The organism is Rhodanobacter sp. C06, assembly GCF_002001105.1.
Classification (GTDB): Bacteria; Pseudomonadota; Gammaproteobacteria; order Xanthomonadales; family Rhodanobacteraceae; genus Rhodanobacter_A.
This window is the reverse complement of the sequence record NZ_MUNP01000050.1, coordinates 83,577-107,587: the sequence shown is the minus strand read 5'-3', so window position 1 is coordinate 107,587 and position 24,011 is coordinate 83,577. Positions and strand designations below refer to the sequence as shown.

20 protein-coding genes and 1 pseudogene are annotated in these 24,011 nt (G+C 66.3%); 7 read left to right on the top strand and 14 right to left on the bottom strand.

The genetic code is table 11. The features are described 5' to 3' along the window. Together B0E52_RS11225 and B0E52_RS11220 are read right to left on the bottom strand one after the other, a co-directional pair. A pseudogene (locus B0E52_RS11225) lies at window positions 1-613 on the bottom strand (outer membrane beta-barrel protein); the annotation flags it as partial. 186 nt (window positions 614-799) lie between these two features. Next, on the bottom strand, window positions 800-2,251 hold the full coding sequence (locus B0E52_RS11220) for a bifunctional 2-methylcitrate dehydratase/aconitate hydratase (protein ID WP_077483918.1): 1,452 nt from the start codon (window positions 2,249-2,251) through the stop codon (window positions 800-802). 285 nt (window positions 2,252-2,536) lie between these two features. Here B0E52_RS11220 and B0E52_RS11215 point away from each other — a divergent pair, with 285 nt between their 5' ends. Next, a complete protein-coding gene (locus tag B0E52_RS11215) occupies window positions 2,537-3,211 on the top strand; it encodes a TerC family protein (protein ID WP_077483917.1) in 675 nt (224 codons plus the stop codon). A 16-nt stretch (window positions 3,212-3,227) separates the two neighbouring features. On the opposite strand, the gene B0E52_RS11210 is transcribed toward B0E52_RS11215, so the two are convergent. From B0E52_RS11210 to prpB, 7 genes are all read right to left on the bottom strand, one after another. Beyond that, the gene (locus B0E52_RS11210; protein WP_077483916.1) at window positions 3,228-4,640 is read right to left on the bottom strand and encodes an acetate kinase; all 1,413 of its coding nucleotides are present in this window, start codon (window positions 4,638-4,640) and stop codon (window positions 3,228-3,230) included. Window positions 4,641-4,714: 74 nt separating this feature from the next. Next, window positions 4,715-5,545, bottom strand: coding sequence for a flagellin (locus tag B0E52_RS11205; protein WP_139351648.1), 831 nt, complete (start codon window positions 5,543-5,545; stop codon window positions 4,715-4,717). Between the two features lie 10 nt (window positions 5,546-5,555). Then, entirely contained in the window at window positions 5,556-6,245 is a 690-nt protein-coding gene (locus B0E52_RS11200) for a C39 family peptidase (protein ID WP_077483914.1), read from the bottom strand. Then, entirely contained in the window at window positions 6,242-6,523 is a 282-nt protein-coding gene (locus tag B0E52_RS11195; RefSeq protein WP_077483913.1) for a hypothetical protein, read from the bottom strand. The genes B0E52_RS11200 and B0E52_RS11195 overlap by 4 nt, the downstream gene beginning before the upstream one ends. 282 nt (window positions 6,524-6,805) lie before the next feature. Beyond that, window positions 6,806-7,747 (bottom strand): hypothetical protein, encoded by a 942-nt coding sequence (locus B0E52_RS18790; RefSeq protein WP_217316680.1) that lies wholly within the window; start codon window positions 7,745-7,747, stop codon window positions 6,806-6,808. Window positions 7,748-8,217: 470 nt separating this feature from the next. After that, window positions 8,218-9,363 carry a 2-methylcitrate synthase gene (prpC, locus tag B0E52_RS11185; RefSeq protein ID WP_077483911.1) on the bottom strand — a complete coding sequence of 382 codons (1,146 nt, stop codon included), beginning with the start codon at window positions 9,361-9,363 and terminating at the stop codon, window positions 8,218-8,220. Window positions 9,364-9,493: 130 nt separating this feature from the next. Continuing rightward, window positions 9,494-10,378, bottom strand: a complete 885-nt coding sequence (prpB, locus tag B0E52_RS11180) for a methylisocitrate lyase (protein WP_077483910.1) — start codon at window positions 10,376-10,378, stop codon at window positions 9,494-9,496. 163 nt (window positions 10,379-10,541) lie between these two features. Between prpB and B0E52_RS11175 the strand changes: the two genes are divergently transcribed. The 3 genes from B0E52_RS11175 to ahpF all read left to right on the top strand — a co-directional run bounded on the left by B0E52_RS11175 (window position 10,542) and on the right by ahpF (window position 14,341). Next, window positions 10,542-11,858 (top strand): dicarboxylate/amino acid:cation symporter, encoded by a 1,317-nt coding sequence (locus B0E52_RS11175; protein WP_077483909.1) that lies wholly within the window; start codon window positions 10,542-10,544, stop codon window positions 11,856-11,858. Between the two features lie 159 nt (window positions 11,859-12,017). Further along, window positions 12,018-12,581, top strand: a complete 564-nt coding sequence (gene ahpC / locus B0E52_RS11170) for an alkyl hydroperoxide reductase subunit C (protein WP_077483908.1) — start codon at window positions 12,018-12,020, stop codon at window positions 12,579-12,581. A 173-nt stretch (window positions 12,582-12,754) separates the two neighbouring features. Continuing rightward, the gene (gene ahpF, locus B0E52_RS11165; RefSeq protein ID WP_077483907.1) at window positions 12,755-14,341 is read left to right on the top strand and encodes an alkyl hydroperoxide reductase subunit F; all 1,587 of its coding nucleotides are present in this window, start codon (window positions 12,755-12,757) and stop codon (window positions 14,339-14,341) included. A 155-nt stretch (window positions 14,342-14,496) separates the two neighbouring features. Here ahpF and prpE read toward each other — a convergent pair whose 3' ends face one another. From prpE to B0E52_RS11150, 3 genes are all read right to left on the bottom strand, one after another. Further along, window positions 14,497-16,392: a propionate--CoA ligase gene (gene prpE / locus B0E52_RS11160; protein WP_077483906.1), complete on the bottom strand. Its 1,896-nt coding sequence runs from the start codon at window positions 16,390-16,392 to the stop codon at window positions 14,497-14,499. A gap of 146 nt (window positions 16,393-16,538) precedes the next feature. Then, window positions 16,539-17,522 (bottom strand): malate dehydrogenase, encoded by a 984-nt coding sequence (locus B0E52_RS11155; RefSeq protein WP_077483905.1) that lies wholly within the window; start codon window positions 17,520-17,522, stop codon window positions 16,539-16,541. A 120-nt stretch (window positions 17,523-17,642) separates the two neighbouring features. Further along, the gene (locus B0E52_RS11150) at window positions 17,643-18,842 is read right to left on the bottom strand and encodes an aminotransferase class I/II-fold pyridoxal phosphate-dependent enzyme (RefSeq protein ID WP_077483904.1); all 1,200 of its coding nucleotides are present in this window, start codon (window positions 18,840-18,842) and stop codon (window positions 17,643-17,645) included. Between the two features lie 245 nt (window positions 18,843-19,087). Here B0E52_RS11150 and B0E52_RS11145 point away from each other — a divergent pair, with 245 nt between their 5' ends. Then, window positions 19,088-19,345: a GlsB/YeaQ/YmgE family stress response membrane protein gene (locus B0E52_RS11145; RefSeq protein ID WP_077483903.1), complete on the top strand. Its 258-nt coding sequence runs from the start codon at window positions 19,088-19,090 to the stop codon at window positions 19,343-19,345. Between the two features lie 61 nt (window positions 19,346-19,406). On the opposite strand, the gene B0E52_RS11140 is transcribed toward B0E52_RS11145, so the two are convergent. Continuing rightward, the gene (locus tag B0E52_RS11140) at window positions 19,407-19,820 is read right to left on the bottom strand and encodes a YidB family protein (protein WP_077483902.1); all 414 of its coding nucleotides are present in this window, start codon (window positions 19,818-19,820) and stop codon (window positions 19,407-19,409) included. Between the two features lie 149 nt (window positions 19,821-19,969). Further along, a complete protein-coding gene (locus tag B0E52_RS11135; protein ID WP_077483901.1) occupies window positions 19,970-20,479 on the bottom strand; it encodes a peptidylprolyl isomerase in 510 nt (169 codons plus the stop codon). 183 nt (window positions 20,480-20,662) lie between these two features. Between B0E52_RS11135 and typA the strand changes: the two genes are divergently transcribed. Both typA and B0E52_RS11125 read left to right on the top strand, forming a co-directional pair. Next, window positions 20,663-22,510 carry a translational GTPase TypA gene (typA, locus tag B0E52_RS11130; protein ID WP_077483900.1) on the top strand — a complete coding sequence of 616 codons (1,848 nt, stop codon included), beginning with the start codon at window positions 20,663-20,665 and terminating at the stop codon, window positions 22,508-22,510. Window positions 22,511-22,685: 175 nt separating this feature from the next. Next, window positions 22,686-23,456 (top strand): TIGR00266 family protein, encoded by a 771-nt coding sequence (locus B0E52_RS11125; protein WP_077483899.1) that lies wholly within the window; start codon window positions 22,686-22,688, stop codon window positions 23,454-23,456. Window positions 23,457-24,011 lie beyond the last annotated feature (555 nt).

Here is a 24,011-nt window from a genome sequence, read left to right as displayed (position 1 = left end):
GAGCAGCAGGCACCGCGCCGAAGCGCGACACGATGCTCAGGCCCAGGAACCAGTCGCCGTAACCGCTCTTGTTCGGCTGGCTCTTGTCGTCCCAGTCGTAGCGGTAACCGCCTTCCACGCGCACATCGGAGCTGTCGGTGATCGACTTGGACAGGCCCAGACCCAGTTCGGCCGCCGGATCCCAGCCGCTGTCCGCCGGGTTCTTGTGATGGCTGCCCATCACGCCCGCCAGCAGGTAGGGGCGCCACGCGGTGCTGCCCAGGTAGTAGCGCACGGCGACGCCCACGTTGTTGCTGGCCCAGTTGCCGGCGTTGTGGTCGATCTTGCGCTTGGTACGGTCGAAGAACAGATCCAGCGAGGTGTTGGACGAAATGAACTTGCCCACGCCGAGGCCATAGTAGAACTGGCGGCTGTGGGTATTGCGGTCCGTGTCGTTGTAGTAGCCGCCGATGGTCGGGGCGATGTACCAACGGTCATCGAAGCCGTTCGGCCACGCCGGTGCGGCGGTGCTGTCGCTGCTGCCCGTCGTCGTCGCCGTGTTGTCCTGCGCATGGACGGCACCCACGCCGCCCAAGGCCAGGGCAACCATGAAATAAAGGCCCTTGTGCTTCATCAGGTCTCTCCCTTTTTTGGTATTGAAACAATCGCGACTGCTTTCCGATGCGGCGACTCTCGCTCGTACCGGATTGATCCATTCGTCTTTACATAAATATAACACGTTACGAATGTCGTGACAATTTGCGCTGCCTGTTATTGCCAGGCAGAGCAAGCCTTGGCGAGATTTGCCGCCAGTGCGTATTCAGAGCGTGAACAGGCCGAGGAACTCCTGGATCGGCATCGCGTCCAGCTTCGCCGGATCGCGGCTGGCTTCGAGGATCGCCCTGACCTTGTGCGCCGGCAGATGGCTGCGCATGGCCGCCTCGAATTTCTTCAGCAGCACCGGGATGCCCTCGGCGCGGCGCTTGCGGTGGCCGATCGGGTAGTCGATGGACACCTTCCCGGTGCTGCTGCCGTCCTTGAAGAACACCTGCACCGAATTGCCGATGTAGCGCTTGTCGGGATCGAAGTAGTCCCTGGTGAACTGCGGGTTCTCGCTCACCGTCATCTTGTCGCGCAGCGCGTCGATGCGCGGATCGGCGGCCACGTCGTCGTTGTAGTCGTCCGCGGTGAGGCGCCCGAAGATCAGCGGCACCGCCACCATGTACTGGATGCAGTGGTCGCGATCGGCGTAGTTCGCCAGCGGGCCGGTCTTGTCGATGATGCGGCAGCCGGCCTCCTGGGTCTCGATCGCCACCTTGTCGATCTGGTCGAGCTTGCCGGCGACCTGGGCGTGCAGCTGCATCGCGCACTCCACCGCGGTCTGCGCGTGGAACTCGGCCGGAAAGCTGATCTTGAACAACACGTTCTCCATCACGTAGCTGCCGAACGGACGCTCGAACGCGAACGCGTCGCCCTTGAACGCCACGTCGTAGTAGCCCCAGGTCTTCGCCGACAGCGCCGACGGATAGCCCACCACGCCGCGGTACACCGCGTTGATCGCATGGGTGACGGCGCGGCGGCAGGCGTCGCCCGCGGCCCAGCTCTTGCGAGGCCCGGTGTTCGGCGCGTGGCGGTAGGTGCGCAGCGCGCCGTTGTCGATCCAGCTGTGCGACACGGCGGTGACGATCTGCTCCTTGTCGCCACCCAGCATGTGCGTGGCCACCGCGGTGGAAGCCAGCCGCACCAGGATCACGTGGTCCTGGCCCACGCGGTTGAAGCTGTTCTTCAGCGCGTAGCAACCCTGGATCTCGTGCGCCTTGATCGCGTAGCCCAGCACGTCGCCCACGGTCAGCGCAAGGCCGCCCTCGCGTGCGGCCTTGCGGCCCAGCCAGTCAGCCACGGCGAGGATGGCGCCGAGGTTGTCCGACGGATGGCCCCATTCGGCCGCCAGCCAGGTGTCGTTGAAGTCCAGCCAGCGGATCTGCGTGCCGATCGCGAACGCAGCCTGCACCGGATCCAACTCGTGGCTGGTGCCAGGCACGCGGGCGCCGCCCGGCAGCGTGGCGCCAGGCACCACGGGGCCGAGGTGCTTCACGCACTCGGGGAACCTCATCGCCATCATCGCGGTGGCCAGCGAATCCAGCAGCATGTAGCGCGCGGTGTCGTAGGCTTCCTTCGACTCGATCCGGCAGTCGGCCACGTAATCGGCGATGTCGACCATCGGCTGGTCGGGATCGGGGCGGACGGCGGAACGGATGTCGTGAGTGCTCATGACGGTTCTCGCGGCGAGGAGAAACGCCCATTGTAGCCGGCCCACGTCACCGGCAGGAGCGCAGCGCGCTTGACCCCTGCCCCGGCCGCCACGAAAATGACCGGACTACCACCCAAAGGGGAGTAGTTCCGGATGCGGCCATGCATCCGTGCGGTGTTCGTCATCACGAGCGATGCCTTGCTCCGGACACCGCGGCGGCCGATGTCGCGAACGAGACTTTTGCGGTGACGACGGTCCTGCGCGCGTCCGTCGTCGCTGCATGTGCTCGGCGCGTCGGACCCTCGCATGGAATTCCCAGCCAACTTTCTCTCCGGCCTGTCCACCATCATCCTGCTCGACCTCGTGCTGGCCGGCGACAACGCCATCGTGATCGCGCTGGCCGCGCGCAAGCTGCCCCCGCTGCTGCAGAAGAAGGCCGTGTTCTGGGGCAGCTTCGGTGCCGTCGCCGTGCGCATCGCGCTTACCGCCGTGGTGGTCTGGCTGCTGGAGTTGCCCGGCCTGATGCTGGCCGGCGGCCTGTTGCTGCTGCCGATCGCCTGGAAGCTGCTGAAGCAGGACGAGGCGTCGCACGACATCGCCGCCGCCGACGGCTTCTGGGCCGCGTTGCGCACCATCATCGTCGCCGACGCGCTGATGGGGCTGGACAACGTGCTGGCGATCGCCGGCGCATCGCACGGCAACCTGCTGCTGGTGGTGCTTGGCCTGGCCATCAGCGTGCCGCTGGTGGTGTGGGGCTCGACCCTGATCCTGAAGCTGATCGAGCGCTTCCCCGTCATCGTCTACCTCGGCGCCGGCGCGATCGCCTGGACCGCGGCGCGCATGGTTGCCCACGACCACCTGTGGTCGGGCTGGTTCGCGACACATGCCTGGGTCAAATACCTGCTCGACGCGGCGCTGGTGGTCGGCGTCTGTGGTGGCGGCTGGCTGCGGCGGCGTCGGTGCCGACCCGCAGCAACCTGACCGGCCGGCGCTACCCTCAGAACGCCATCGGCATGCGCAACGTCATCAGCACATCGGGTGTATCGCGGGTCACGCCGACGCCCAGCGTGAAGTTCAAGGTCCGCTTGGGGTTGATGCGATAGGAGCCGCCCACCAGCAGCGAGCCCAGCCAGATCTTGGTCGAGCCCGGCACCTTGGAGCCGGCCTCGCGCGTCACGCCGATGAAGCTCTGGTCGTAACCGAGGCTCAACGACACCTTGTCGTTCATCGCGAAACCGACGCCGATGCTGGCATCGGCGACATTGCCCACCTTCACGTTGCCGATGAACTGCTTGCCGACCACCAGGTTCTCGGACACGTTGTGCCGTTCGAAGTTGTACATGTAGCTGAGGTTGCCGAAGATCACCACGGGATCGGACGGCAGCAGCCAGGTGAGTCCGGGCTGCAGGGAATAGAAGCCCGAGCCGGTCGGCAACTCCAGCGGCAGGCCCGTGCCGGTGACATTCTCGATGCAGCGCGTCTGGCAGTCGGTGCGCACGTCGAAGGGGTCCTGGCCGGTACGGGATTTGAAACGGAGCCAGCCGATGTAATACGGCTTGTCCGCGCCACCGTCGTTGAACTGATAGCGCGCGGTGGCCTCGATGTCGCCGAGGCCGCTGCCGCTGGAACTCAGCACGTTGTTCGTCGCCGTGCCGGTGAACACCTCGCGGCTGACGATGTTGCTGCCCTCCCAGACATACGGCACGCGCACCTCCAGTTCGAGGCGATTGGTGAGGCCATAGCGCCCGGTGAGCGTCACGGTGTGGCTGGTGGTGCGCACCGTGCGGATGTCGATCAGGCCGATCAGGATGGCCGGGATGATGGTGTAGCCCACCAGATCGACCTGGTTGGCGGCGGAGTAACCGAACTGGTACGAGGGCTCCAGCACGAAGCTGTGCCTCGGCGTCAACACGCCGGGCTGGTTGGTGATGGGGGCCACCTCGGGTGGACGGGTATCCTTCGGCGGCGCCTGGCCAACCTCCTGAGGATGGGCGGCCGTCACCGTTTGCACGGCGGATGCGACCGGCATGGCTTGCGTCGGCGAATTCACCCCGGTCGTTTGCAGGTTGCCACCACGCTGTTGATCCAGCTCGCGCACGCCGACCGCGTGACGCAGCGATGCATAGTCGGCCGCTTGCTGGGCCAGCTGCTGGCGCATCAGCTTGAGCTGCGCCATCTGCGCATCGATCTGGTGGCGCATCGCGTCGATCTCCGCATCCTGCTGCTGCAACCGCTGGCGTATCGACGCGGAAGACGATGGATCGCCATGTCCTGCATCGGCGGACGACCCGTGTCCCGCCTCGGCGGGCGACGCGGGCGGCGACGCTTCCTGCGCGCTCGCCAAACCACCGAACGCCATCAACCCGACGCAGCTGGCCGCGCATGCCCATTGCCGACTTTTGCGTTCCATTTCAGCTCCTTGTCTAACCGATCGTGGGAGACTTCGGCACCATCAGGCACGCGCAGGCAGCGTTCGCGTGGCGCTCAATGCCCGAACGAGAGCATTTGCGCCGACTGCAAGGTGCTCTGCAGATTCATCTGGCGCAGCGCCTGCAACGTGTTCACCGAGACGTTGAGCGTGGTCAAGGTCTGGATGGATTGATTGTCCAAGGTGTTCTGAATGACTTGTGCCAATCCCCCACCCTGCACGAGCGCGGATGCCGCGGCTGCGGCGCCCAGGTTGTTCCGGGTGGCTGCCGAACCCACGCCGCCGGCACCGAGCACAGGCACGCCAACCGTTTCCGGTGGCGCATCCACGGCGGGCGTGATGGTGCTCCGCTGATTCGGAACATGCGCGACGACGGCGCCGTTCGATGCGTTCGATCCGGTCACTGCCGCCGGAGGGCTGGATGACTGGGCGGTCGAACCGGTATTGGGCGCGGTGGCTGACTTGCCGGGAACGACTCCGTTGTCCGGTCCGTTCTGCACGAGGTTCAAGCCGTCGAGCGTCGATGCCAGAGCGGCGGCCTGTTGCTGCGTGATCTTGCTGATGTCCGGGATATTGATGCTCGTGGACATCACCAGGAGGCCGTTGATGTAGGTCTCCTCCTGCAGGCCGAACGAGGCCACCAAGCCGCCGCCGAGATCGAAACCGCCACGCGCATGGTCGAGGTTGGCGTCGCTGACCGGCTGCCCGAGGCCGGCGATATCGGGCGGTGCCTGATCCGCCGACGGCGCCGTCGATGGCTGTGGCTGGGGGGCGGCGTTGCCCGCCTCGCTGCCGGGCATGGCATGGGCGACGCCTGCGCTGCCGAGCAGACACAAGGGCAACACGACTCGCAGACCCGTTCTCGATTTTGGATTCTTGCTTTGCATCACCATCACCTCAGTACTGCCCGGGCCCGAACTTCGGCATGGTGGTGTAATCCATCAGGCGTCGGTCGATGCCCATGCCCAGCGGCGCAAGAGGCGCCGCGCGCCAGTCGCTGACCAGGTTGAAGTGCGCTTCATCGCGCCGGTTGTGAATCACGAACAGCAACTTGTCCTGCCACATTTTTTCGAACCGTTCGCGCGGAATCGAGCGCGTGCCCAAGGCGGGATCGCCCACCAGCACGCGACCGTCCAGCAGACCCTTGACGACCACGAAATGGTGGTAGCGATTCACCACGATCAGCACGATCGCCGGCAGGTGCTCCTGGGCGAGCTTGTCCAGCGACAGGCGGAAGCCGTCGGCCTCGAAACCGAGCGTCTGCAGGTAGTTCTTGATGTCCAGCAGGGAGAAGCCTTCCTTGCTGATCTTGGCGCGGTCGCCGTGTGCGTACATCTGCGCGAATGCCGCCTGCTCGGTGACCGGATAGCCGTACTGGTAGGTCAGCAAGGTGGCCACGGCGGCGGAGCCGCAACTGAAGTCGTACCTCTGCCGGATGGTGTTCCTGAATTTCGCTTCCTTGATGGTGGTCAGATGCAGCGTGTAGGTCGAGCCCGTACCGCCGTTGATCTCCACCGACCCGGCCAGCACGCCGCCGGACCAGGCCAGAGCCAGCACGATCGCAAGCGCCGGGAGCATCCTGCTCATGGCTTGAACTGCACGTTGACGATGATGCCGGACTGGATCAGCACGTTGTTGCCGGAGTTCTGGATCACCGTCGGCAAGCCAACCGCACCACTGAACGCGCCGCCGTCGATCAGGTTGGATCCGGTCACCACGTGGTTGTCGGTGTTGTGGTCCACCGAGCCGTTGAGCGTCATGGTTTCGGTGGTCGTCTCGATGCCGCCGCGCGATTGCGCCAGGGTGGAACCGCTGACGCTGGTGCCCAGGCCGTCGACATAGGCGGACTGCGCCGGTGCCGCCACGAGAGCTGTCGTGGCGCCCGTCCGGGGCGCCGGCACGGCGGACCGCGGCGCGTCCGTCGCCAGCGCATCAAGACTTGCGACGCAAAGCAACAGCAGGAACCCGCAACCGAATCGGAACGTTCGCATGATTCTGTACTCCCGCCGCGACTGCCTGTCGCGGAGGACGCCGTCGGGTGTCACGCACGGCTGCCCATGCATGGCTGCCCACTTCCGGCTCCCTCGTGGCACGCAGTCGCCGCAAAGCCGCGGTGGGGCGTTCGCGCCCCACCGCGGGAGGTTCCATCAGTGGCCGACCGTGAGGTTGGCCTGCACATTCACGCTCTGCTGCACGAGTGCCGCCGCGCCGCTGTTCTGCGCGATCACTGCGATGCCGGCTGCGCCCACGGCCGTACCGGTCATCTGGTTGGACATGTCGAAACTGCCGGCATCCGCCGCGGCCGTCCCGCCAGCGCCGCCCATGCCGCCCGCGCCCATGCCCGAGCCGCCCGTGCCACCGGCGCCGCCCGCGCCGCCCATGCTGGCGCTGTCGCCGCTGTTGCCGCCCGTGCCCGAGCCCGAGCCGCTGCTCGCGTCGGCGGAGCCGCTGCCGCCTGCGCCGCCTGCCCATGAGCCGTTGCCGCCACCGGCCGAACTCGAGTTGTTACCACCGTTGCCACCATTGCCCGAACCATGGTGACCACCGTTCGCCGCCAGACTGCCGTTCGTGCCGTCGCCAGCGCTGCCGTTGCTGTTGCCGCCATCAGCCGAGTTGGAGCCGCCTACCGCGGCGCTCAGGCCCAGCCCCGCTCCGCCGTCACCGCTATGGCTGTGCGCATCGCCGCCGTTGCCGCCTGGGGCAGAGGTGGCACCCACGCCCAAGCCGAGCCCGCCGTGACCGCCATTGGCGTTGCCCGAGTTCATCGCGCTGTTGCCGATGCCGGAGACGCCGACGCCCGATACCGAACCATTGAGCACGCTGTTCGCCACAACGGTGTTGAGCGTGGTCGTGGTGTTGTTGGAACTGCTGGTGTTGTTCGAATTGCTGGTGTTGTTGGAGTTGTTCTGGTTGGCCACGTTCTGCAGCGCCGCCGAGCTGTCCTGGGCGTTGGTGCCGCCGGCGTTGGTCTGATGGTTGTGGTCGGCCATGGCCGAGATGCTGAAACCCAGGCCCAGGCAGATGGCGGTAGCGATGAGTGTCTTGCGCATGGTTCGTTCTCCTTGGAAAAGCCCGATCAGGACTTGCATCGTCAATTCCGGCTGATGCCGGAACCGGTTGCCTGCAGCGCCAGACACCGCCGCCACTTCCCGGCTTGTGCCGGATTGCGGTTGTGCTCGGGAATCCCCTGGTTGACTTGGGCTATCCCGCCTAGTCTTGCGTGTGCAGCAAGCTGAACTGGCAAGGGCAATGCCAAGCGGACATGCGCGAATAATTCATCTGCAAATCAGGTAGTTGGGGTCATTGCATCGGCAACGTGGCATCAGCCCGCCGCATGCACTGTTCCAGCCGCGTTACAGGTTGCATCGGGCGGGATTGCCGCCTCATCTCCTCCGATGCTGCAGAACAAGGCTCCGGAGCCCAGGGATTCGTGATGTCGAGACCTGTATCAAATCTGCAACACCTGTAACGAGTGCAAGCGCCGGCAGCGCGAACGCCTCGGCACGGCCACGAAAAAGGGAGCCTCGCGGCTCCCTCCCTGTTTCGGATTACCGACGCTTCAACGCTTGTCGATCGGCACGTAAACCTGGTCTTCCGGCCCGGTGTAGTTCGCGCTGGGACGGATGATCTTGCCGTCCTGGCGCTGCTCGATCACGTGCGCGCTCCAGCCGGAGGTACGCGCGATCACGAACAGCGGCGTGAACATCGCCGTCGGCACGCCCATCATGTGGTACGCACTGGCCGAGAACCAGTCGAGGTTCGGGAACATCTTCTTGATCTCGCCCATCACCTTCTCGATGCGCTCGGACACCTCGAACAGCACCGGGTTGCCGCCGTCCGTGCACAGCTTGCGCGAGATCTCCTTGATGATCTCGTTGCGCGGATCGGACACCGTGTAGACCGGATGGCCGAAGCCGATCACGATCTCCTTGCGCTCGACGCGGGCGCGGATGTCGGCCTCGGCCTCGGCGGCGTTGCGGTAGCGCGCGATGATCTCCATCGCCACCTCGTTCGCGCCGCCGTGCTTGGGGCCACGCAGCGCGCCGATCGCGCCGGTCAGCGCCGAATACATGTCCGAACCGGTGCCGGCGATCACGCGTGCGGCGAAAGTGGAGGCGTTGAACTCGTGCTCGGCGTACAGCACCAGCGACTTGTCCAGCGCGTTCGCGTGCAGCTCGCTGGGCTTCCTGCCGTGCAGCACGTGCAGGAAGTGCGCGGCGATGGAGTCGTCGTCGGTTTGGGTCTCGACGCGCTTGCCGTTGTGGCTGAAGTGGTACCAGTACAGCAGCATCGAGCCGAAGCTGGCCATCAGACGGTCGGCGATGTCGCGCGCGCCGGTGATGTTGTGATCGTCCTTTTCCGGCAGCACGGTGCCCAGCACCGAGCAGCCGGTGCGGAGCACGTCCATCGGGTGGGTGGCGGCGGGCAGCAGTTCCAGCGCACTCTTCACCGGTGCCGGCAGGCCGCGCAGGCGCTTCAGCCTGGCCTTGTAGTTCTGCAGTTCGGTCCAGTTCGGCAGCACGCCGTAAACCAAGAGGTGTGCCACTTCCTCGAAGCAGCCCTTTGCCGCCAGGTCATGGATGTCATAGCCGCGGTAGTGCAGGTCGTTGCCGCTGCGGCCCACCGTGCACAGCGCGGTGTTGCCCGCGGCCACGCCGGACAGGGCGACGGACTTCTTGGCCTTGGGAAGGACTTGCTCGGTCATCGGGTGTCTCCTGTGATGCAGGGATTGCGAAACGGCGGAAAACGGAGCGTGTAGGAGCGCACCCTGTGCGCGAAAGCTCTTCGCGAAAAGCGTCATCGCGCACAGGGTGCGCTCCTACAGCGACCGCGTGTCAGCTCTTGTTGGAAAACAGCGCGTCGAGCTTGTCCTCGTAGGCGTGGTAGCCCAGGAAGTCGTACAGCTCCTCGCGCGTCTGCAAGGTGTCGATGATGTGCCTCTGCGTGCCCTCGCGGCGCACCGTCTCGTAGAAGTGCAGCGCCGCCTTGTTCATGGCGCGGTAGGCGCCGCAGCAGTACAGCGCGATGTCCACGTCGGCCGAACGCAGCTCGTCGGTGGTGAAGAACGGGGTGGAACCGAACTCGGTGAGGTTGGCGAGGATCGGCACCTTCACCGCAGCCTTGAACCGGCGGTAGTCGTCCAGCGTCTTCATCGCCTCGGGAAAGATCATGTCGGCGCCGGCCTCGACGTAGGCCACCGCGCGCTCGATCGCCGCGTCGATGCCCTCCACCGCCGCCGCGTCGGTACGCGCCATGATCACGAAGCCGGGATCGGTGCGCGCGTCCACCGCAGCCTTCACGCGATCGACCATCTCTTCCTTCGGCACCACTTCCTTGCCCGGGCGATGGCCGCAGCGCTTCTGGCCGACCTGGTCCTCGATGTGCACGGCGGCCACGCCGACGCGCTCGAAGTTGCGGATGGTGCGCGCGATGTTGAAGGCGCCACCCCAGCCGGTGTCGATGTCGACCAGCAGCGGCAGGCCAGTGGCCTCGACGATACGGCGCGCGTCGGTGAGCACGTCCTCCATCGTCGAGATGCCCAGGTCCGGCATGCCCAGCGAATTGGCGGCCACGCCGCCACCGGACAGGTACAGCGCCCGGTAGCCCACCCGCTTGGCCATCAGGCCGGCGTAGGCAGTGATCGCGCCGATCACCTGCAACGGGGATTCGGCGGCAAGCGCGGCGCGGAAGCGGGCGCCCGCAGTGGCTGGCTGTGTCATGTGGCCTCCGTCAAAACGCCCATTTTAGCCCACTCGGCAAGAAGCCATGCCTGCACCTTGGTCGCAGCCCCGCTCGACGCTCCGGGTACATCATCGCGAGGGCCGGCAGAGTATCGAAAAATCCTGCGTGACCGCGCCGCGACCACCCCGTACAGTCGGATGGATGAGCACAACGACGACACTCGCAAAACGCATCCTGTGGGGCCTGATGATCGGCGTGGCGGCCGCGGTGGCCACGCTCGGCATCGGCCAGCTGCATCCGCCGGCCTTGGTGCTGATGCAGAAGTTCTCCGGCGCAGTACTCGACCCGTTCGGACAGATCTTCCTGCGCATGCTGTTCTTCGTGGTGATCCCGCTGGTGTTCACCTCGCTGGCCTCCGGCGTGACCCAGCTCGGCCGGCTCGACCGGCTGGGCCCGCTGGCCGGGCGCACGTTCGCGCTGTTCTTCGCCAACATGGCGATCGCCGTGGCGATCGGCCTCGTGCTGATGAACACCTTGCAGCCCGGCCACCACCTGGACGACGCCGCGCGCACCCAGCTGATGGCCGAATACGGCAACAAGGCGCAGCAAGCCATCTCCCGCGAAGCCACCCGGCCCGGCATGAGCCTGGCCACGCTGGTGGAGATGTTCATGCCGCGCAACCTGTTCGGTGCCGTGGCCGGCTCCAGCCGCGACGCGCTGGGCGAGGTGCTGCCGCTGATCCTGTTCGCGATCCTGGTGGGCGCCGCCGCCACCCAACTGCCGGGGAAGCAACGCAAGCGGGTGCAGATGGCGCTGGACACGGTCACCGACCTGATGACGCGGATCGTGGGCTTCGCGCTGCAGTTGGCGCCACTGGCGGTGCCGGCGATGATCTACAGCGTGATCGTCAAGGTGGGCGTGGACGTGCTGCTGGCGCTGTCGGTGTTCGTCGTCGGCTGCACTGCGGCGCTGGCGCTGCACCTGTTCGGCACCATGTCGCTGTGGATCCGCTTCCTGGCGCGGCGCTCGCCGCGGGAATATTTCCGGCAGATCCGTTCGCTGCTGATCGCCGCGTTCTCCACCAGCTCAAGCAACGCCTGCCTGCCCGCCTCGCTGGCGGTGGCGCATGACGAGCTGAAGCTCGCGCCGAGCACCGCCGGCTTCGTGCTGCCACTGGGCGCGACCATGAACATGAGCGGCACCGCGCTGTTCGAGGGCTGCGTGGTGCTGTTCGTGGCGCAGGCTTTCGGCGTGGAGCTCGGCCTCGCGCACCAGGCCATCCTGATGCTGCTCGCGGTGCTGAGCGCGGTGGCGGTGGCCGGCATTCCCGGCGGCTCGCTGCCGCTGATCGCGGGCCTGCTGGCCACCTTCGGCATACCGCCGGAAGGCATCGGCATCGTGATCGGCGTGGACCGCATCCTCGACATGGCGCGCACCACGGTGAACGTGGGCAGCGACATCGTCACCGCCACCGTGGTCGATCAGCAGCTGCGCGAGCGCTTCGCCGCCGCGCCCTGAACCGTCCGGAACACGCCTTGCGCGGCACCGCCGAGTCGAGCCGGCGGCGCCATAGCCTGCACCGATTGCCCCCATGCCAACTATCAATTGGACTAATCGTGAACGCCCCCTACAATTGAACCCATCGATTCATCCATTACCCACAACGGAGGCTGCAAAGTGTCTTTGATCAATACCGAAGTAAAGCCGTTCAAGGCGCAGGCGTTCAAGGCTGGCCAGTTCATCGAAGTGACCGAAGCCGACCTCAAGGGCAAGTGGTCCGTGGTGTTCTTCTACCCCGCCGACTTCACCTTCGTCTGCCCGACTGAGTTGGAGGACCTCGCCGACCACTACGCCGAGTTCCAGAAGCTGGGCGTGGAAATCTACAGCGTCTCGACCGACACGCATTTCTCGCACAAGGCGTGGCACGACACCTCCGACGCGATCAGGAAGATCGGCTACACCATGGTGGGCGACCCGACCCACGCGATCAGCCGCAACTTCGAGGTGCTGATCGAGGACGCCGGCCTGGCCGACCGCGGCAGCTTCGTGGTCGACCCGCAGGGCAAGATCCAGATCGTCGAGATCACCGCCGGCGGCATCGGCCGCGACGCCAAGGAACTGCTGCGCAAGGTGAAGGCGGCGCAGTACGTCGCCAGCCACCCGGGTGAAGTGTGCCCGGCCAAGTGGAAGGAAGGCGAGAAGACCCTGGCGCCCTCGCTGGACCTCGTCGGCAAGATCTGATCCATCGCTGCACCTGCAACACCGGACCCGGGCGCGCTGCGCCCGGGTTCCACCGAGGATGCTTGTGCCAGCGGCCAGCGCCCGGCTTCGCTTCCCCTCCGCAGCCGCCCTCCCCACGGCGCCGGCCGCTGCCACAAGTCTCTCTCTTTTCCCATCCCACCGGAGTGGTCACCATGCTTGATGCCGCCATCAAGGCCCAACTCGCGGGCTACCTGGAAAAACTCACCCAGCCGATCGAACTCGTCGCCGCGCTCGACGAGGGCACGAAGTCGCGCGAGCTGGACGAACTGCTGCACGAGATCGCCGCGATGAGCGACAAGATTGCCCTGCGCCGCGACGACAGCGAGACGCGCAAACCCTCGTTCGCGATCAATCGCATCGGGACCGACATCGGTGTGCGCTTCGCCGGCATCCCGATGGGCCACGAGTTCACCTCGCTGGTGCTGGCGCTCTTGCAGGTAGGCGGCCATCCGTCCAAGGCCACGGCGGAAACCATCGCGCAGGTGCAGAACCTCGAAGGCGAGTTCCACTTCGAAACCTATTTTTCGTTGTCCTGCCAGAACTGCCCGGACGTGGTGCAGGCGCTCAACCTGATGAGCGTGCTTAACCCCAACATCCGGCATGTGGCCATCGACGGCGCGCTGTACCAGGACGAAGTGGATCGCCGCCAGATCATGTCGGTGCCCACCGTGTACCTGAACGGCGAAGTGTTCGACCAGGGCCGCATGAGCCTGGAGCAGATCGTGGCGAAGCTCGACACCGGCGCCGCCGCGCGCGCCGCCGAAACGATCAAGACCAAGGACGCCTTCGACGTGCTGGTGGTGGGCGGCGGGCCGGCCGGTGCCGCGGCGGCGGTCTACGCCGCGCGCAAGGGCATCCGCACCGGCGTGGCGGCCGAGCGTTTCGGCGGCCAGGTGCTGGACACCATGGCGATCGAGAACTTCATCTCGGTGGACTACACCGAAGGCCCGAAGCTGGGCGCCGCGCTGGAAAACCACGTTCGCAACTACGACGTGGACATCATGAACCTGCAGCGCGCCACCCAGCTGGTGCCCGCCGCTGAATCCGACAGCGGCCTGATCGAGATCGAGCTCGAGAACGGCGCCACGCTGAAGTCGAAGTCGGTGGTGTTGTCCACCGGTGCACGCTGGCGGCAGATCGGCGTGCCCGGCGAGAGCGAGTACCGCAACAAGGGCGTGGCCTATTGCCCGCACTGCGACGGCCCGCTGTTCAAGGGCAAGCGCGTGGCGGTGATCGGTGGCGGCAACTCCGGCGTCGAGGCGGCCATCGACCTGGCCGGCCTGGTGGCCCACGTCACCCTGGTCGAGTTCGACCACCACCTGCGCGCGGACGAAGTGCTGCAGCGCAAGCTGCGCAGCCTGCCCAACGTGGAGGTGATTGTCAGCGCGCAGACCACCGAAGTGCTGGGCGACGGCCAGAAGGTCAACGGCTTGGTTTACAAGGACCGCACCGACGGCACCATGCACAGTCTCTCGCTGGAAGGCATCTTCGTGCAGATCGGCCTGCTGCCGAACACCGAATGGCTGAAGGGGACGCTGGAACTCAGCCCGCGCGGCGAGATCGTGATCGATGCCCGCGGCCAGACCTCGCTGCCCGGCGTGTTCGCCGCCGGCGACGCCACCACGGTGCCGTACAAGCAGATCGTGATCGCGATGGGCGCCGGTTCCACCGCCGCGCTGGGCGCGTTCGACCATCTGATCCGCAGCTCGGCGCCGGTGGCGGAGGCGATCACGGCTTGAGGATTGTTGCAAGGCTGGTCGTACCTGCCTTGCTCCAGATGCCCTTCGACTTCGGCCCTCCGGGCCTACGCTCAGCGTGAACGGACAGATGTCGCCTCATCCGTTCGCCCTGAGCGTAGCGAAGCGAAGTCGAAGGGCTATCCCGATCCCATCTTTCAGCATCCCTGATCCGGGCCGCGCTCCAGCGCCTTGCGGATCTCCTCCAGCGCCGCCGGGTCGTCCAACGTCGACAGGTCGCCCGGATCGCGCTGCTCGGCCAAGGCCTGCAGCGAACGCCGCAGCAGCTTGCCCGAGCGCGTCTTGGGCAAGGCATTCACCACGTACACCCGCGCGGGTTTCGCCACGCTGCCGAGCTGGTCCACCACGCATTGCTGCATGCCGCGCGCGACTTCCGCGGCGCCGCTGCCGGCATCCTGCTTCAATGTGACGAACACCACCGGCACCTGGCCCTTCAGCTCGTCGCGCACGCCGACCACCGCCGCTTCGGCCACCGCCGGGTGGCCGGCCACGGACTCCTCGATCTCGCGTGTGCCCAGCCGGTGCCCGGCCACGTTGATCACGTCGTCGGTGCGGCCGAGGATGAAGGTGTAGCCGTCCGCGTCGCGGATCGCCCAGTCCAGCGAGCTGTACAAGAGTTCGCGGAAGTGGCTGAAGTAGCTGTGCACGTAGCGGTCGTCGTCGCGCCAGATCGTGCTGAGGCAACCTGGCGGCAGCGGCGGCTCCAGCACCAGCACGCCCTTCTCGCCGGCGGGTACTTCCTTGCCGGTGTTCTCGTCGATCACCTTCATCTTGTAGCCGGGTGCCGGCAGGCCGGGCGAGCCGAGCTTGGCCGGTTTCATGTCCAGCCCCGGCATCAAGGTGATCGCCGGCCAGCCGGTCTCGGTCTGCCAGTAGTTGTCGATCACCGGCACGCCCAGTTCCGTGTTGATCCATTGCGAGGTGGGCTCGTCCAGCGGCTCGCCGGCGAGGAACAGCCACTTCAGTTTCGACAGGTCGTGCGCGTGCAGGAAGCGTGCGTCCTGCTTCTTCAGCACGCGGATCGCGGTGGGCGAGGAGAACATGCTGCGCACGCCGTATTGCTCGCACAGCCCCCGCCACACGCCCGGGTCGGGCCGCGTGGGCAGGCCTTCGTAGAGCAGCGAGGTGGCGCCGCCGATCAGCGGGCCATACACGTTGTAGGAATGCCCCACCGCCCAGCCCACGTCGGAAGTGGAGAACATCACCTGCCCCGGCGCGATGTCGAAGATGCAGCGGATCGACATCGCCATCGCCACCGCGTAGCCGCCGGTGTCGCGCTGCACGCCCTTGGGCTTGCCGGTGGTGCCCGAGGTGTAGAGCAGATAACTCGGCTCGTTCGACTCCAGCCACGCCACCGGCACCTCGGCGCCATCATGCTTCGCGCGAAGTTCGGCGTAGTCCACGTCGCGACCTTTGATGCGGGTCATCTGCGGGTCGAGCCCGCGGTTCACCACCAGCACCTTCGGCGGCGGCGCCGAGGCCTCGTTCAAGGCCGCATCCACCAGCGGTTTGTACGGAATCACCTTGCCCGCGCGCATGCCGGCGTCCGCGCAGATCAGCAGCTTCGGCTGCGCGTCGTCGATGCGCAAAGCGAGGTTGTGTGCCGCGAAGCCGCCGAAAACCACCGAGTGGATCGCGCCGATGCGCGCGCACGCCAGCATCGCGAACACCGCCTCGGCGATGTTCGGCAGGTAGATCACCACGCGGTCGCCGCGGCCCACGTCCAGCGACTGCAGCACCGCGGCAAACGCGTTCACCTCGCGGTGCAGCTCGCGGTAGGTGAACTCACGCGTGATGCCGGTCTCGCTGGACACGGCCACCAGCGCCAACTGCTCCGCGCGTTCGGCCAAATGCCGGTCCACCGCGTTGTGGCAGAGGTTGGTGGTGCCGCCGACGAACCAGCGGCGGAACGGCGGATTGGACTGGTCGAGGATCTGCCGCGGTGGCGTTTCCCAGTGGATGCGCCGCGCCTGCTCGGCCCAGAACAGTTCCGGCTGTTCGACCGACTGCCGGTAGAACGATTCGTAGTCCATGCCGCCTCCCGTGCCGACCCGCCTCAAGCCTAGCCTCGGCATTGCCGCCTGGGCAGCGCGACGATGGTCGAAACAACGGGCGCCCCGCCCCGAAACGAAGAAGGGCGGCCCATGGCCGCCCTTCGGTTCACTCTGGCGCGTCGCGCTTACTTCGCGAACAGGTGCTCGACGCCCGCGCGCTCCTCGCGCAGCTCCTTCTCGGTGGCGTCGATGCGCGCCTGCGAGAACGCGTTGATCGCCAAGCCCTGCACGATGGCGTACTTGCCGTCCTTCACCGTCACCGGGTAGCCGAAGATCACGCCCGGCTTGACGCCGTAGGAGCCATCGGACGGAATGCCCATCGACACCCAGTCGCCCTCGACCGTGCCTTGCGCCCAGGTGCGCATGTGATCGATCGCGGCGGAAGCGGCCGACGCCGCCGACGAAGCGCCACGCGCCTTGATGATGGCCGCGCCGCGCTGCTGCACGGTGGGGATGAAATCGCTCTCGTACCAGGCCTGGTCGACCAGCGACAGCGCCGGCTTGCCGTCCACGGTGGCGTGGTGCAGGTCGGGATACTGGGTGGAGCTGTGGTTGCCCCAGATCGTCATCTTGCGGACGTCGGTGTTGTGCTTGCCGGTCTTCTCGGCCAGCTGGCTCTTGGCGCGGTTGTGGTCCAGGCGCACCATCGCGGTGAAGCACTTCGGATCCAGGCTCGGGGCGTTCTGCTGCGCGATCAGTGCGTTGGTGTTGGCCGGGTTTCCCACCACCAGCACCTTCACGTCGCGCTTGGCGTGGTCGTTCAGCGCCTTGCCCTGCGGGGCGAAGATCGCACCGTTCGCTTCCAGCAGATCCTTGCGCTCCATGCCCGGGCCGCGCGGACGGGCGCCAACCAGCAGCGCGTAATCCACGTCCTTGAAGGCCACGTTGACGTCGTCGGTGGCGACGACGCCGGCCAGGGTCGGGAACGCGCAGTCGTTGAGCTCCATCACCACGCCCTGCAGCGCGGGCAGCGCCGGGGTGATCTCCAGCAGGTGCAGGATCACCGGCTGGTCGGGGCCCAGCATGTCGCCAGCGGCGATGCGGAACAGCAAGGCATAGCCGATCTGGCCGGCGGCACCGGTAACGGCAACTCGAACGGGGGCTTTCATGATGACGACTCCTTCGATGATGTGTTCAATGCGTCGTATTTCGCAGGAGCGCACCCTGTGCGCGAAGCTTCGTGCCTCAAAGAGCGTCGCGCACAGGGTGCGCTCCTACAGGTGATGTATTCAAACGAGTTCGGCGAAGAACTCCTGGATGCGTTGCAAGCCGGGCTGCAACTGGGCTGCCGGGCAGGTGTAGGAAATGCGCAGGGCGCGCGGTTCGCCGAAGGCGGAACCAGGCACGCAGGCCACGCCCTTGGCTTCCAGCAGCGCGGCGCAGAACTCCACGTCGTTGGAAATCCTGGTGCCGTTGTGGCTCTTGCCGAATGCCACGGAAATATCCGGGAATGCGTAGAACGCGCCCTGCGGCCGCGGGCAGGTCACGCCCGGGATCGCGTTGAGCGCGGCGACCACGGTGTCGCGGCGCGCGGCGAATTCGGCGCACTTGGCCTGAGGAACGTCCTGCGGGCCGGTGAACGCGGCCACCGCGGCGGCGGTGATCACTTCCGGCACGCTGGTGATGTGGTTGGAGTTGAGCGTGGTGACCGCCTTGGCCACCGACTCCGGCCCGGCCAGCAGGCCCACGCGCCAGCCCGGCATGCCGTAGGTCTTGGACACCGAATCGACGAAGATCAGGCGCTCCTTCAGCTCCGGCTTCGCGAACACGAAGTTGTGGTAGCCGATGCCGTCGAACACCATCGAGTTGTAGATGTCGTCGGTGATGATCCAGGTATCCGGATGCTTCGCCAGCACCGCGGCCAGCGCGGCGATTTCCTCGCGCGTGTAGACCATGCCCGTGGGGTTGGACGGATTGTTGAACAGGAACACCTTGGGCTTGCGCACCAGCGCCGCGTCGAGTTGGGCCGGGGTGAGCTTGTAGTGCTGCTCCGGCCCGCAATGCAGCACGTTGGTCTTCGCGCCCACGATGTCGGCGATGTCGCGGTAGGTGGTCCAGTACGGCGCGGCGAAGGCGATCTCGTCGCCCTCGTCCAGCAGCGCCTCGGCCAGGTTGTACAGCACCTGCTTGGCACCGATGCCCACCGACAGGTTGGCATGGCCGTAGCCGGTGAAGCCCAGCGCCTCGATGTGTTTCAGGAACGCGTCCAGCAGCGGCTCGGCGCCGCGGTTGCTGCCGTACTGGCCACTGTCGTGGCTGAGCGCCTCACGCGCCGCCGCATACACGTGTTCGCCGGGCAGGAAGTTCGGCACACCGATGGAGAAGCTGATGATGTCGCGGCCGGCGGCCTTGAGCTGCTTCGCCTTGGCGGCGATGACCATGATCGCGCTGGGCTTCGCGCGGCCGACACGCTGGGCGAGCTGGGGCATGACTTCCTCGGGTTCGTGGGGGACGGAAGCGGCAAACCCGGCGATTTTAGCATGCGATATCGCATCCCCCGAGACCCCCGCAAAAGCTTGCGTCATCACGATCCGTGGATGCATGCCCATGTTCGCGGATGGCATGATGCCGCCGCTGCCACGCCTTCAACACGGTGCGCGGCAGGGGCCGCAGGGAGGCGCGGCTTCCGCACTATCCAGGGGACTTCATCAACCACGCATGGGGACACACGGATATGCATTGGCTCTGGGTCATCATCATCGGCTTCATCGTCGGCGTCATCGCCAAGTTCATCCGCGGCGGCAAGGACTCGGTCGGCTTCATCGTCACCATCATCATCGGCATCGTGGGCTCGATCCTCGCCACCTGGGTGGGCGAGCGGCTGGGCTGGTGGCCCGCGCACGGCTTCGTTCATTTCATCGCTTCGGTGGTGGGCGCGATCATCCTGCTCGCGATCTACCACGTGCTGTTCAAGCCCAGCGCCTCCTCGTGAGACGTGGCCGTGCGGGCGGGGCATGCCTCGCCCGCACGGCCCCATGACGTGTCGGCGAAGCTCAGCCGAACAGCTTGCCGGCCAGCCCCGCCAGCGAGCCGAGATCGAAACCACCGCCCTGCCCCTGCGCCGGCACCTGGCCGCCGGGAGTCAGGTGGTCGACCACATGCGGCAACACCTGCGCCAGCGCACCGGACAGCTGGCCTTGATCCATGCCCAGCTTGCCGGCCGCCTCCTGCAGCACCGAACCCAGGCCGCCGCTCTGCAACGCCTGGTTGAGCTGGTCGCCGGACACTGCCTGGTTGGTGCCATTGCCGACCCACGACTGCACGGCTTCGCCGAGCCCGCCCTGGTGCAGCATGCCGGCCAGCCCCTGCACGCCGCCCGCCTGCTGGATCAGCTGCCCCGCCACCGACACCAGATCCGAACCGCCGGCCTGACCGCCGCCGCCCAGCAAACTACCGAGTAATGACATGACTGCTCTCCCTGGATGATGGAAACCGCGCGCTGATGACGTGTGCGGCCTGCGGATTCTATGGGGCACATGCAGTCGCCGCCGTGACCGGTGCGTGAAAAAGCCACCGCCCGGGGACGGTGGCTTGCAGGGGTGACGCCTGTCGCGGATCAACCGCGCTGGTCGAGCACGCTGTTCCATTCCTTCACGCGGTCGGCCTTGGCCGCCAGCAGCGCGTCCACGTCGCCCTCGACCGTGACCTTCTCGATCACGTCGTTCTGGCGGATCGCGTCGACCACCTGCTGGTCGTTCGCATCGATCACTTCGCCGAACACGCTGTGCTTGCCGTCCAGCCACGGCGTGGCGCCGTGGGTGATGAAGAACTGGCTGCCGTTGGTGCGCGGACCGGCGTTCGCCATCGACAGCACGCCGGGCTTGTCGTGACGCAGCGAGGGATGGAATTCGTCCTCGAACTTGTAGCCCGGGCCACCGCGGCCGCTGCCCTCGGGGCAACCGCCCTGGACCATGAAGTCGGCGATCACGCGATGGAACGACAGGCCGTCGTAATAGCCGCGCTTGGCCAGGTTCACGAAATTCGCCACGGTCAGCGGCGCCTTGTCGTCGTGCAGGCGCAGGCGGATCGGGCCGCGGTTGGTGTGCAGGGTGACTTGAATGGCCATGGGCGTTCCTCGGCTTTGGACGGAGTCGATACGCCGCAGGCACGGCGCGTGGATCGCCAAGCATAACGCAGCCCGACGGGACGATCGAAAAGATACGGGCAAACCTTCGCACGAGTGCGTATAATCGACCGATTCGCCTTCCGAAAACCTACGTGACGACCCCGCGTCGCCCGAGCCGATCCCATGTCCATCGAAAACCTGCGCAATATCGCCATCGTCGCCCACGTCGACCACGGCAAGACCACCCTCGTCGACCAGCTGCTGAAGCAGTCCGGCACGCTCAACGAGCGCACCGTGCTGGCCGAGCGCGTGATGGACTCGAACGACCAGGAAAAGGAGCGTGGCATCACGATCCTGGCCAAGAACACGGCCATCACCTGGACGGACAAGAAGACCGGCACCAAGAACCGCATCAACATCGTCGACACCCCCGGGCACGCCGACTTCGGCGGCGAGGTGGAGCGCGTGCTGTCGATGGTGGACACGGTGCTGATCCTGGTCGACGCGATGGACGGCCCGATGCCGCAGACGCGTTTCGTGACCCAGAAGGCGTTCGCCATGGGCTTCAAGCCCATCGTCGTGGTCAACAAGGTGGATCGCCCGGGCTCGCGTCCGGAGTGGGTGGTCGAACAGGTGTGGGATTTGTTCGAGAAGCTCGGCGCCACCGACGAGCAGATGGAATTTCCGATCGTCTACGCCTCGGCGCTGAACGGTTACGCCTCGCTGGACGAAAACGCCCGCGAAGGCGACATGACCCCGCTGTACGAAGCGATCATGCAGCACGCGCCCAAGCCGGACGTCGATCCGGAAGGCGCCTTCCAGATGCGTATCAGCCAGCTGGACCACAACAACTTCGTCGGCGTCATCGGCATCGGCCGCATCCAGCGCGGCACCCTGAAGAAGGGCATGCAGGTCGCCGTCATCGACCGTCATGGCAAGAAGCGCCAGGGCAAGATCGGCCAGGTGCTCGGCTTCATGGGCCTGGAGCGCATCGAGCAGGACAGCGCCGAAGCCGGCGACATCGTCGCCATCTCGGGCATCCCCGAGCTGACCATTTCGGACACCATCACCTCGCCGGACGTGCCCGAAGCGCTGCCGGCGCTGAGCGTCGACGAGCCGATGATCAGCATGACCTTCCAGGTCAACAACTCGCCGTTCGTCGGCAACAAGGATCTGTCGGGCGGCAAGTTCCTCACCAGCCGCCAGCTGCGTGAGCGCCTGGACCGCGAAAAGGTGCACAACGTGGCGCTGCGCGTGGAAGATGGCTCCGACGCCGACAAGTTCCTGGTCTCGGGCCGTGGCGAACTGCACCTTTCGGTGCTGATCGAAAACATGCGCCGCGAAGGCTACGAGCTGGCCGTGTCGCGTCCGGAAGTGATCATCAAGGAAATCGACGGCCAGAAGATGGAGCCGATCGAGCAACTGGTGGTCGACATCGAAGAGCAGCACCAGGGCGGCGTGATGGAGCGCTTGGGCATCCGCAAGGGCGACCTGAAGAACATGGTGTCGGACGGCAAGGGCCGCGTGCGACTCGAGTACATGATCCCGGCGCGCGGCCTGATCGGCTTCCAGAACCAGTTCAAGACCCTCACCCAGGGTTCGGGCCTGCTGTTCCACGTGTTCGACCACTACGGTCCGTACACGCCGGTCGCGATCGCCAAGCGCCTCAACGGCGTGATGATCGCCAATGCCGGCGGCACCACTCCGGCCTACTCGCTCGGGCCGCTGCAGGATCGCGGCAAGCTGTTCGCTGCCGAAGGCGACTCGGTGTACGAAGGCCAGTTGGTCGGCATCCACGCCAAGGACAACGACCTCACCGTCAACGCCATCAAGCCCAAGCCGCTGACCAACATGCGCGCCTCGGGCAAGGACGACGCGATCCAGCTGACCCCGGCGACCAAGTTCTCGCTGGAGCAGGCACTGGACTTCATCGACGATGACGAGCTGGTCGAAGTCACCCCGAAAGAAATCCGCATGCGCAAGAAGCACCTCACCGAGAACGATCGCAAGCGCGCCTCGCGCGGCGGCTGAGCAAGCGTTCGACGCAATGCAACCAAAGGCCGCCGCAAGGCGGCCTTCGGTTGATGGGGTGCTTACGAGCGACGATGCGGAAGCGTAGGATGCAGCGCGCCTTCATCGAAGCATGCGACCGCGACTGTGTGCGCGGACGGATCGCCTCGCCCCATTCTCATCCGGAGAACTCGCCATGCAGACACATATCCAGGGCACCACCATGCCGGTGCTCGAAGTGCAGCTCGATCCCGGCGAAAGCGTATTTGCCGAAAGCGGCGAGCTGTCGTGGATGAGCGCATCGGTGCAGATGACCACCCACACCCAGATGAGTGGCGGCGGCGGCCTGCTTGGCATGTTCAAGCGCGTGGTCGGCGGCGGCAGCCTGTTCATGACGGACTACCGCGCCGTCCAGTCCCCCGGCACCGTGGCGTTCGCCACCAAGGTACCCGGGCACATCGTGCCGGTGCCGGTGGCACCGGGCAGCGAATACATGGTGCATCGCCACGGTTTCCTCTGCGCCACGCCGCAGGTCGCCATCGGCGTGGGCTTCCAGCAATCGCTGGGCGCCGGCATCTTCGGCGGCAGCGGCTTCCTGCTCCAGCACATCGGTGGCAGCGGCACCGCCTGGCTGGAACTGTCCGGCGAACTGATCCAGAAGGACCTGGCCCCCGGCGAGACGCTGCGCGTGCATCCCGGCCACGTCGGAGCCTTCCAGGCCTCGGTGGGCTTCCAGATCACCACCGTGCCCGGCATCAAGAACGCCATCTTCGGCGGCGACGGCATCTTCCTGGCATCGCTCACCGGCCCCGGCACGGTGTGGCTGCAGACCCTGCCGATCTCGCGCCTGGCCCACCAGATCGCCGAATACCTCCCGCGTGACGGCAACCGGGCGGCATCGACCGGCATCGGCGCCGGCCTGCTCGGCGGCGTCGTCGGTTCGCTGCTGGGCGGCGACAACAACTAGCGGACCCCGCGTCCCGGCGATGCAAGCCGCCGGGCACGTAGCAAGACGCGCATCCGATGCGGCACGGTGTGCCGGCAGGCAAGGCAGGAGACGCAAGAATGCGCGTCGTGGCGGCCAGGTCGCAGCTCAGGCTGCGCCGTGCGGAAGCCGCCAACGTGCGGTCACACCACCTCGTCAGCCGCGATTCACGCGCCGGATTGCGGCGCTGCGCCATGCCTGTCCGCGACGATACGCCAGCCCTCGCGATGGCTCATCCGGATACGTTGACAGCCCCGGTAGCGCCGACTACAGTGCGCGCGCCTTCGGCCCGGCTGACGGCTTCCTTGGCCACTTCCAGCGAGAAATGGACAGTATTCCCAGTCGATGCGTCGGCGACCGCAAGCCCCTGCGGATGCCGACGTCGCACAACCCGATGAACGCCTGCGACCGCCTGCGGTCGGCCCGCGCTTTCCTCAACTGAGGAACGGGCCGCCCCCATGCGCCGCGGGCGCATGCAGAGGCGAGCCCATGCTGCTTCACCGCTTTCCTGTCTCAAGAACATCGCGCGCGACGCCA

Coding starts and splice junctions, on each gene's coding strand:
- B0E52_RS11220 (WP_077483918.1), bottom strand. CDS start 2,251: ATGAGCACTCACGACATCCGTTCCGCCGTCCGCCCCGATCCCGACCAG.
- B0E52_RS11215 (WP_077483917.1), top strand. CDS start 2,537: ATGGAATTCCCAGCCAACTTTCTCTCCGGCCTGTCCACCATCATCCTG.
- B0E52_RS11210 (WP_077483916.1), bottom strand. CDS start 4,640: ATGGAACGCAAAAGTCGGCAATGGGCATGCGCGGCCAGCTGCGTCGGG.
- B0E52_RS11205 (WP_139351648.1), bottom strand. CDS start 5,545: ATGCAAAGCAAGAATCCAAAATCGAGAACGGGTCTGCGAGTCGTGTTG.
- B0E52_RS11200 (WP_077483914.1), bottom strand. CDS start 6,245: ATGAGCAGGATGCTCCCGGCGCTTGCGATCGTGCTGGCTCTGGCCTGG.
- B0E52_RS18790 (WP_217316680.1), bottom strand. CDS start 7,747: ATGCAAGTCCTGATCGGGCTTTTCCAAGGAGAACGAACCATGCGCAAG.
- prpC (WP_077483911.1), bottom strand. CDS start 9,363: ATGACCGAGCAAGTCCTTCCCAAGGCCAAGAAGTCCGTCGCCCTGTCC.
- prpB (WP_077483910.1), bottom strand. CDS start 10,378: ATGACACAGCCAGCCACTGCGGGCGCCCGCTTCCGCGCCGCGCTTGCC.
- B0E52_RS11175 (WP_077483909.1), top strand. CDS start 10,542: ATGAGCACAACGACGACACTCGCAAAACGCATCCTGTGGGGCCTGATG.
- ahpF (WP_077483907.1), top strand. CDS start 12,755: ATGCTTGATGCCGCCATCAAGGCCCAACTCGCGGGCTACCTGGAAAAA.
- prpE (WP_077483906.1), bottom strand. CDS start 16,392: ATGGACTACGAATCGTTCTACCGGCAGTCGGTCGAACAGCCGGAACTG.
- B0E52_RS11155 (WP_077483905.1), bottom strand. CDS start 17,522: ATGAAAGCCCCCGTTCGAGTTGCCGTTACCGGTGCCGCCGGCCAGATC.
- B0E52_RS11150 (WP_077483904.1), bottom strand. CDS start 18,842: ATGCCCCAGCTCGCCCAGCGTGTCGGCCGCGCGAAGCCCAGCGCGATC.
- B0E52_RS11145 (WP_077483903.1), top strand. CDS start 19,088: ATGCATTGGCTCTGGGTCATCATCATCGGCTTCATCGTCGGCGTCATC.
- B0E52_RS11140 (WP_077483902.1), bottom strand. CDS start 19,820: ATGTCATTACTCGGTAGTTTGCTGGGCGGCGGCGGTCAGGCCGGCGGT.
- B0E52_RS11135 (WP_077483901.1), bottom strand. CDS start 20,479: ATGGCCATTCAAGTCACCCTGCACACCAACCGCGGCCCGATCCGCCTG.
- typA (WP_077483900.1), top strand. CDS start 20,663: ATGTCCATCGAAAACCTGCGCAATATCGCCATCGTCGCCCACGTCGAC.
- B0E52_RS11125 (WP_077483899.1), top strand. CDS start 22,686: ATGCAGACACATATCCAGGGCACCACCATGCCGGTGCTCGAAGTGCAG.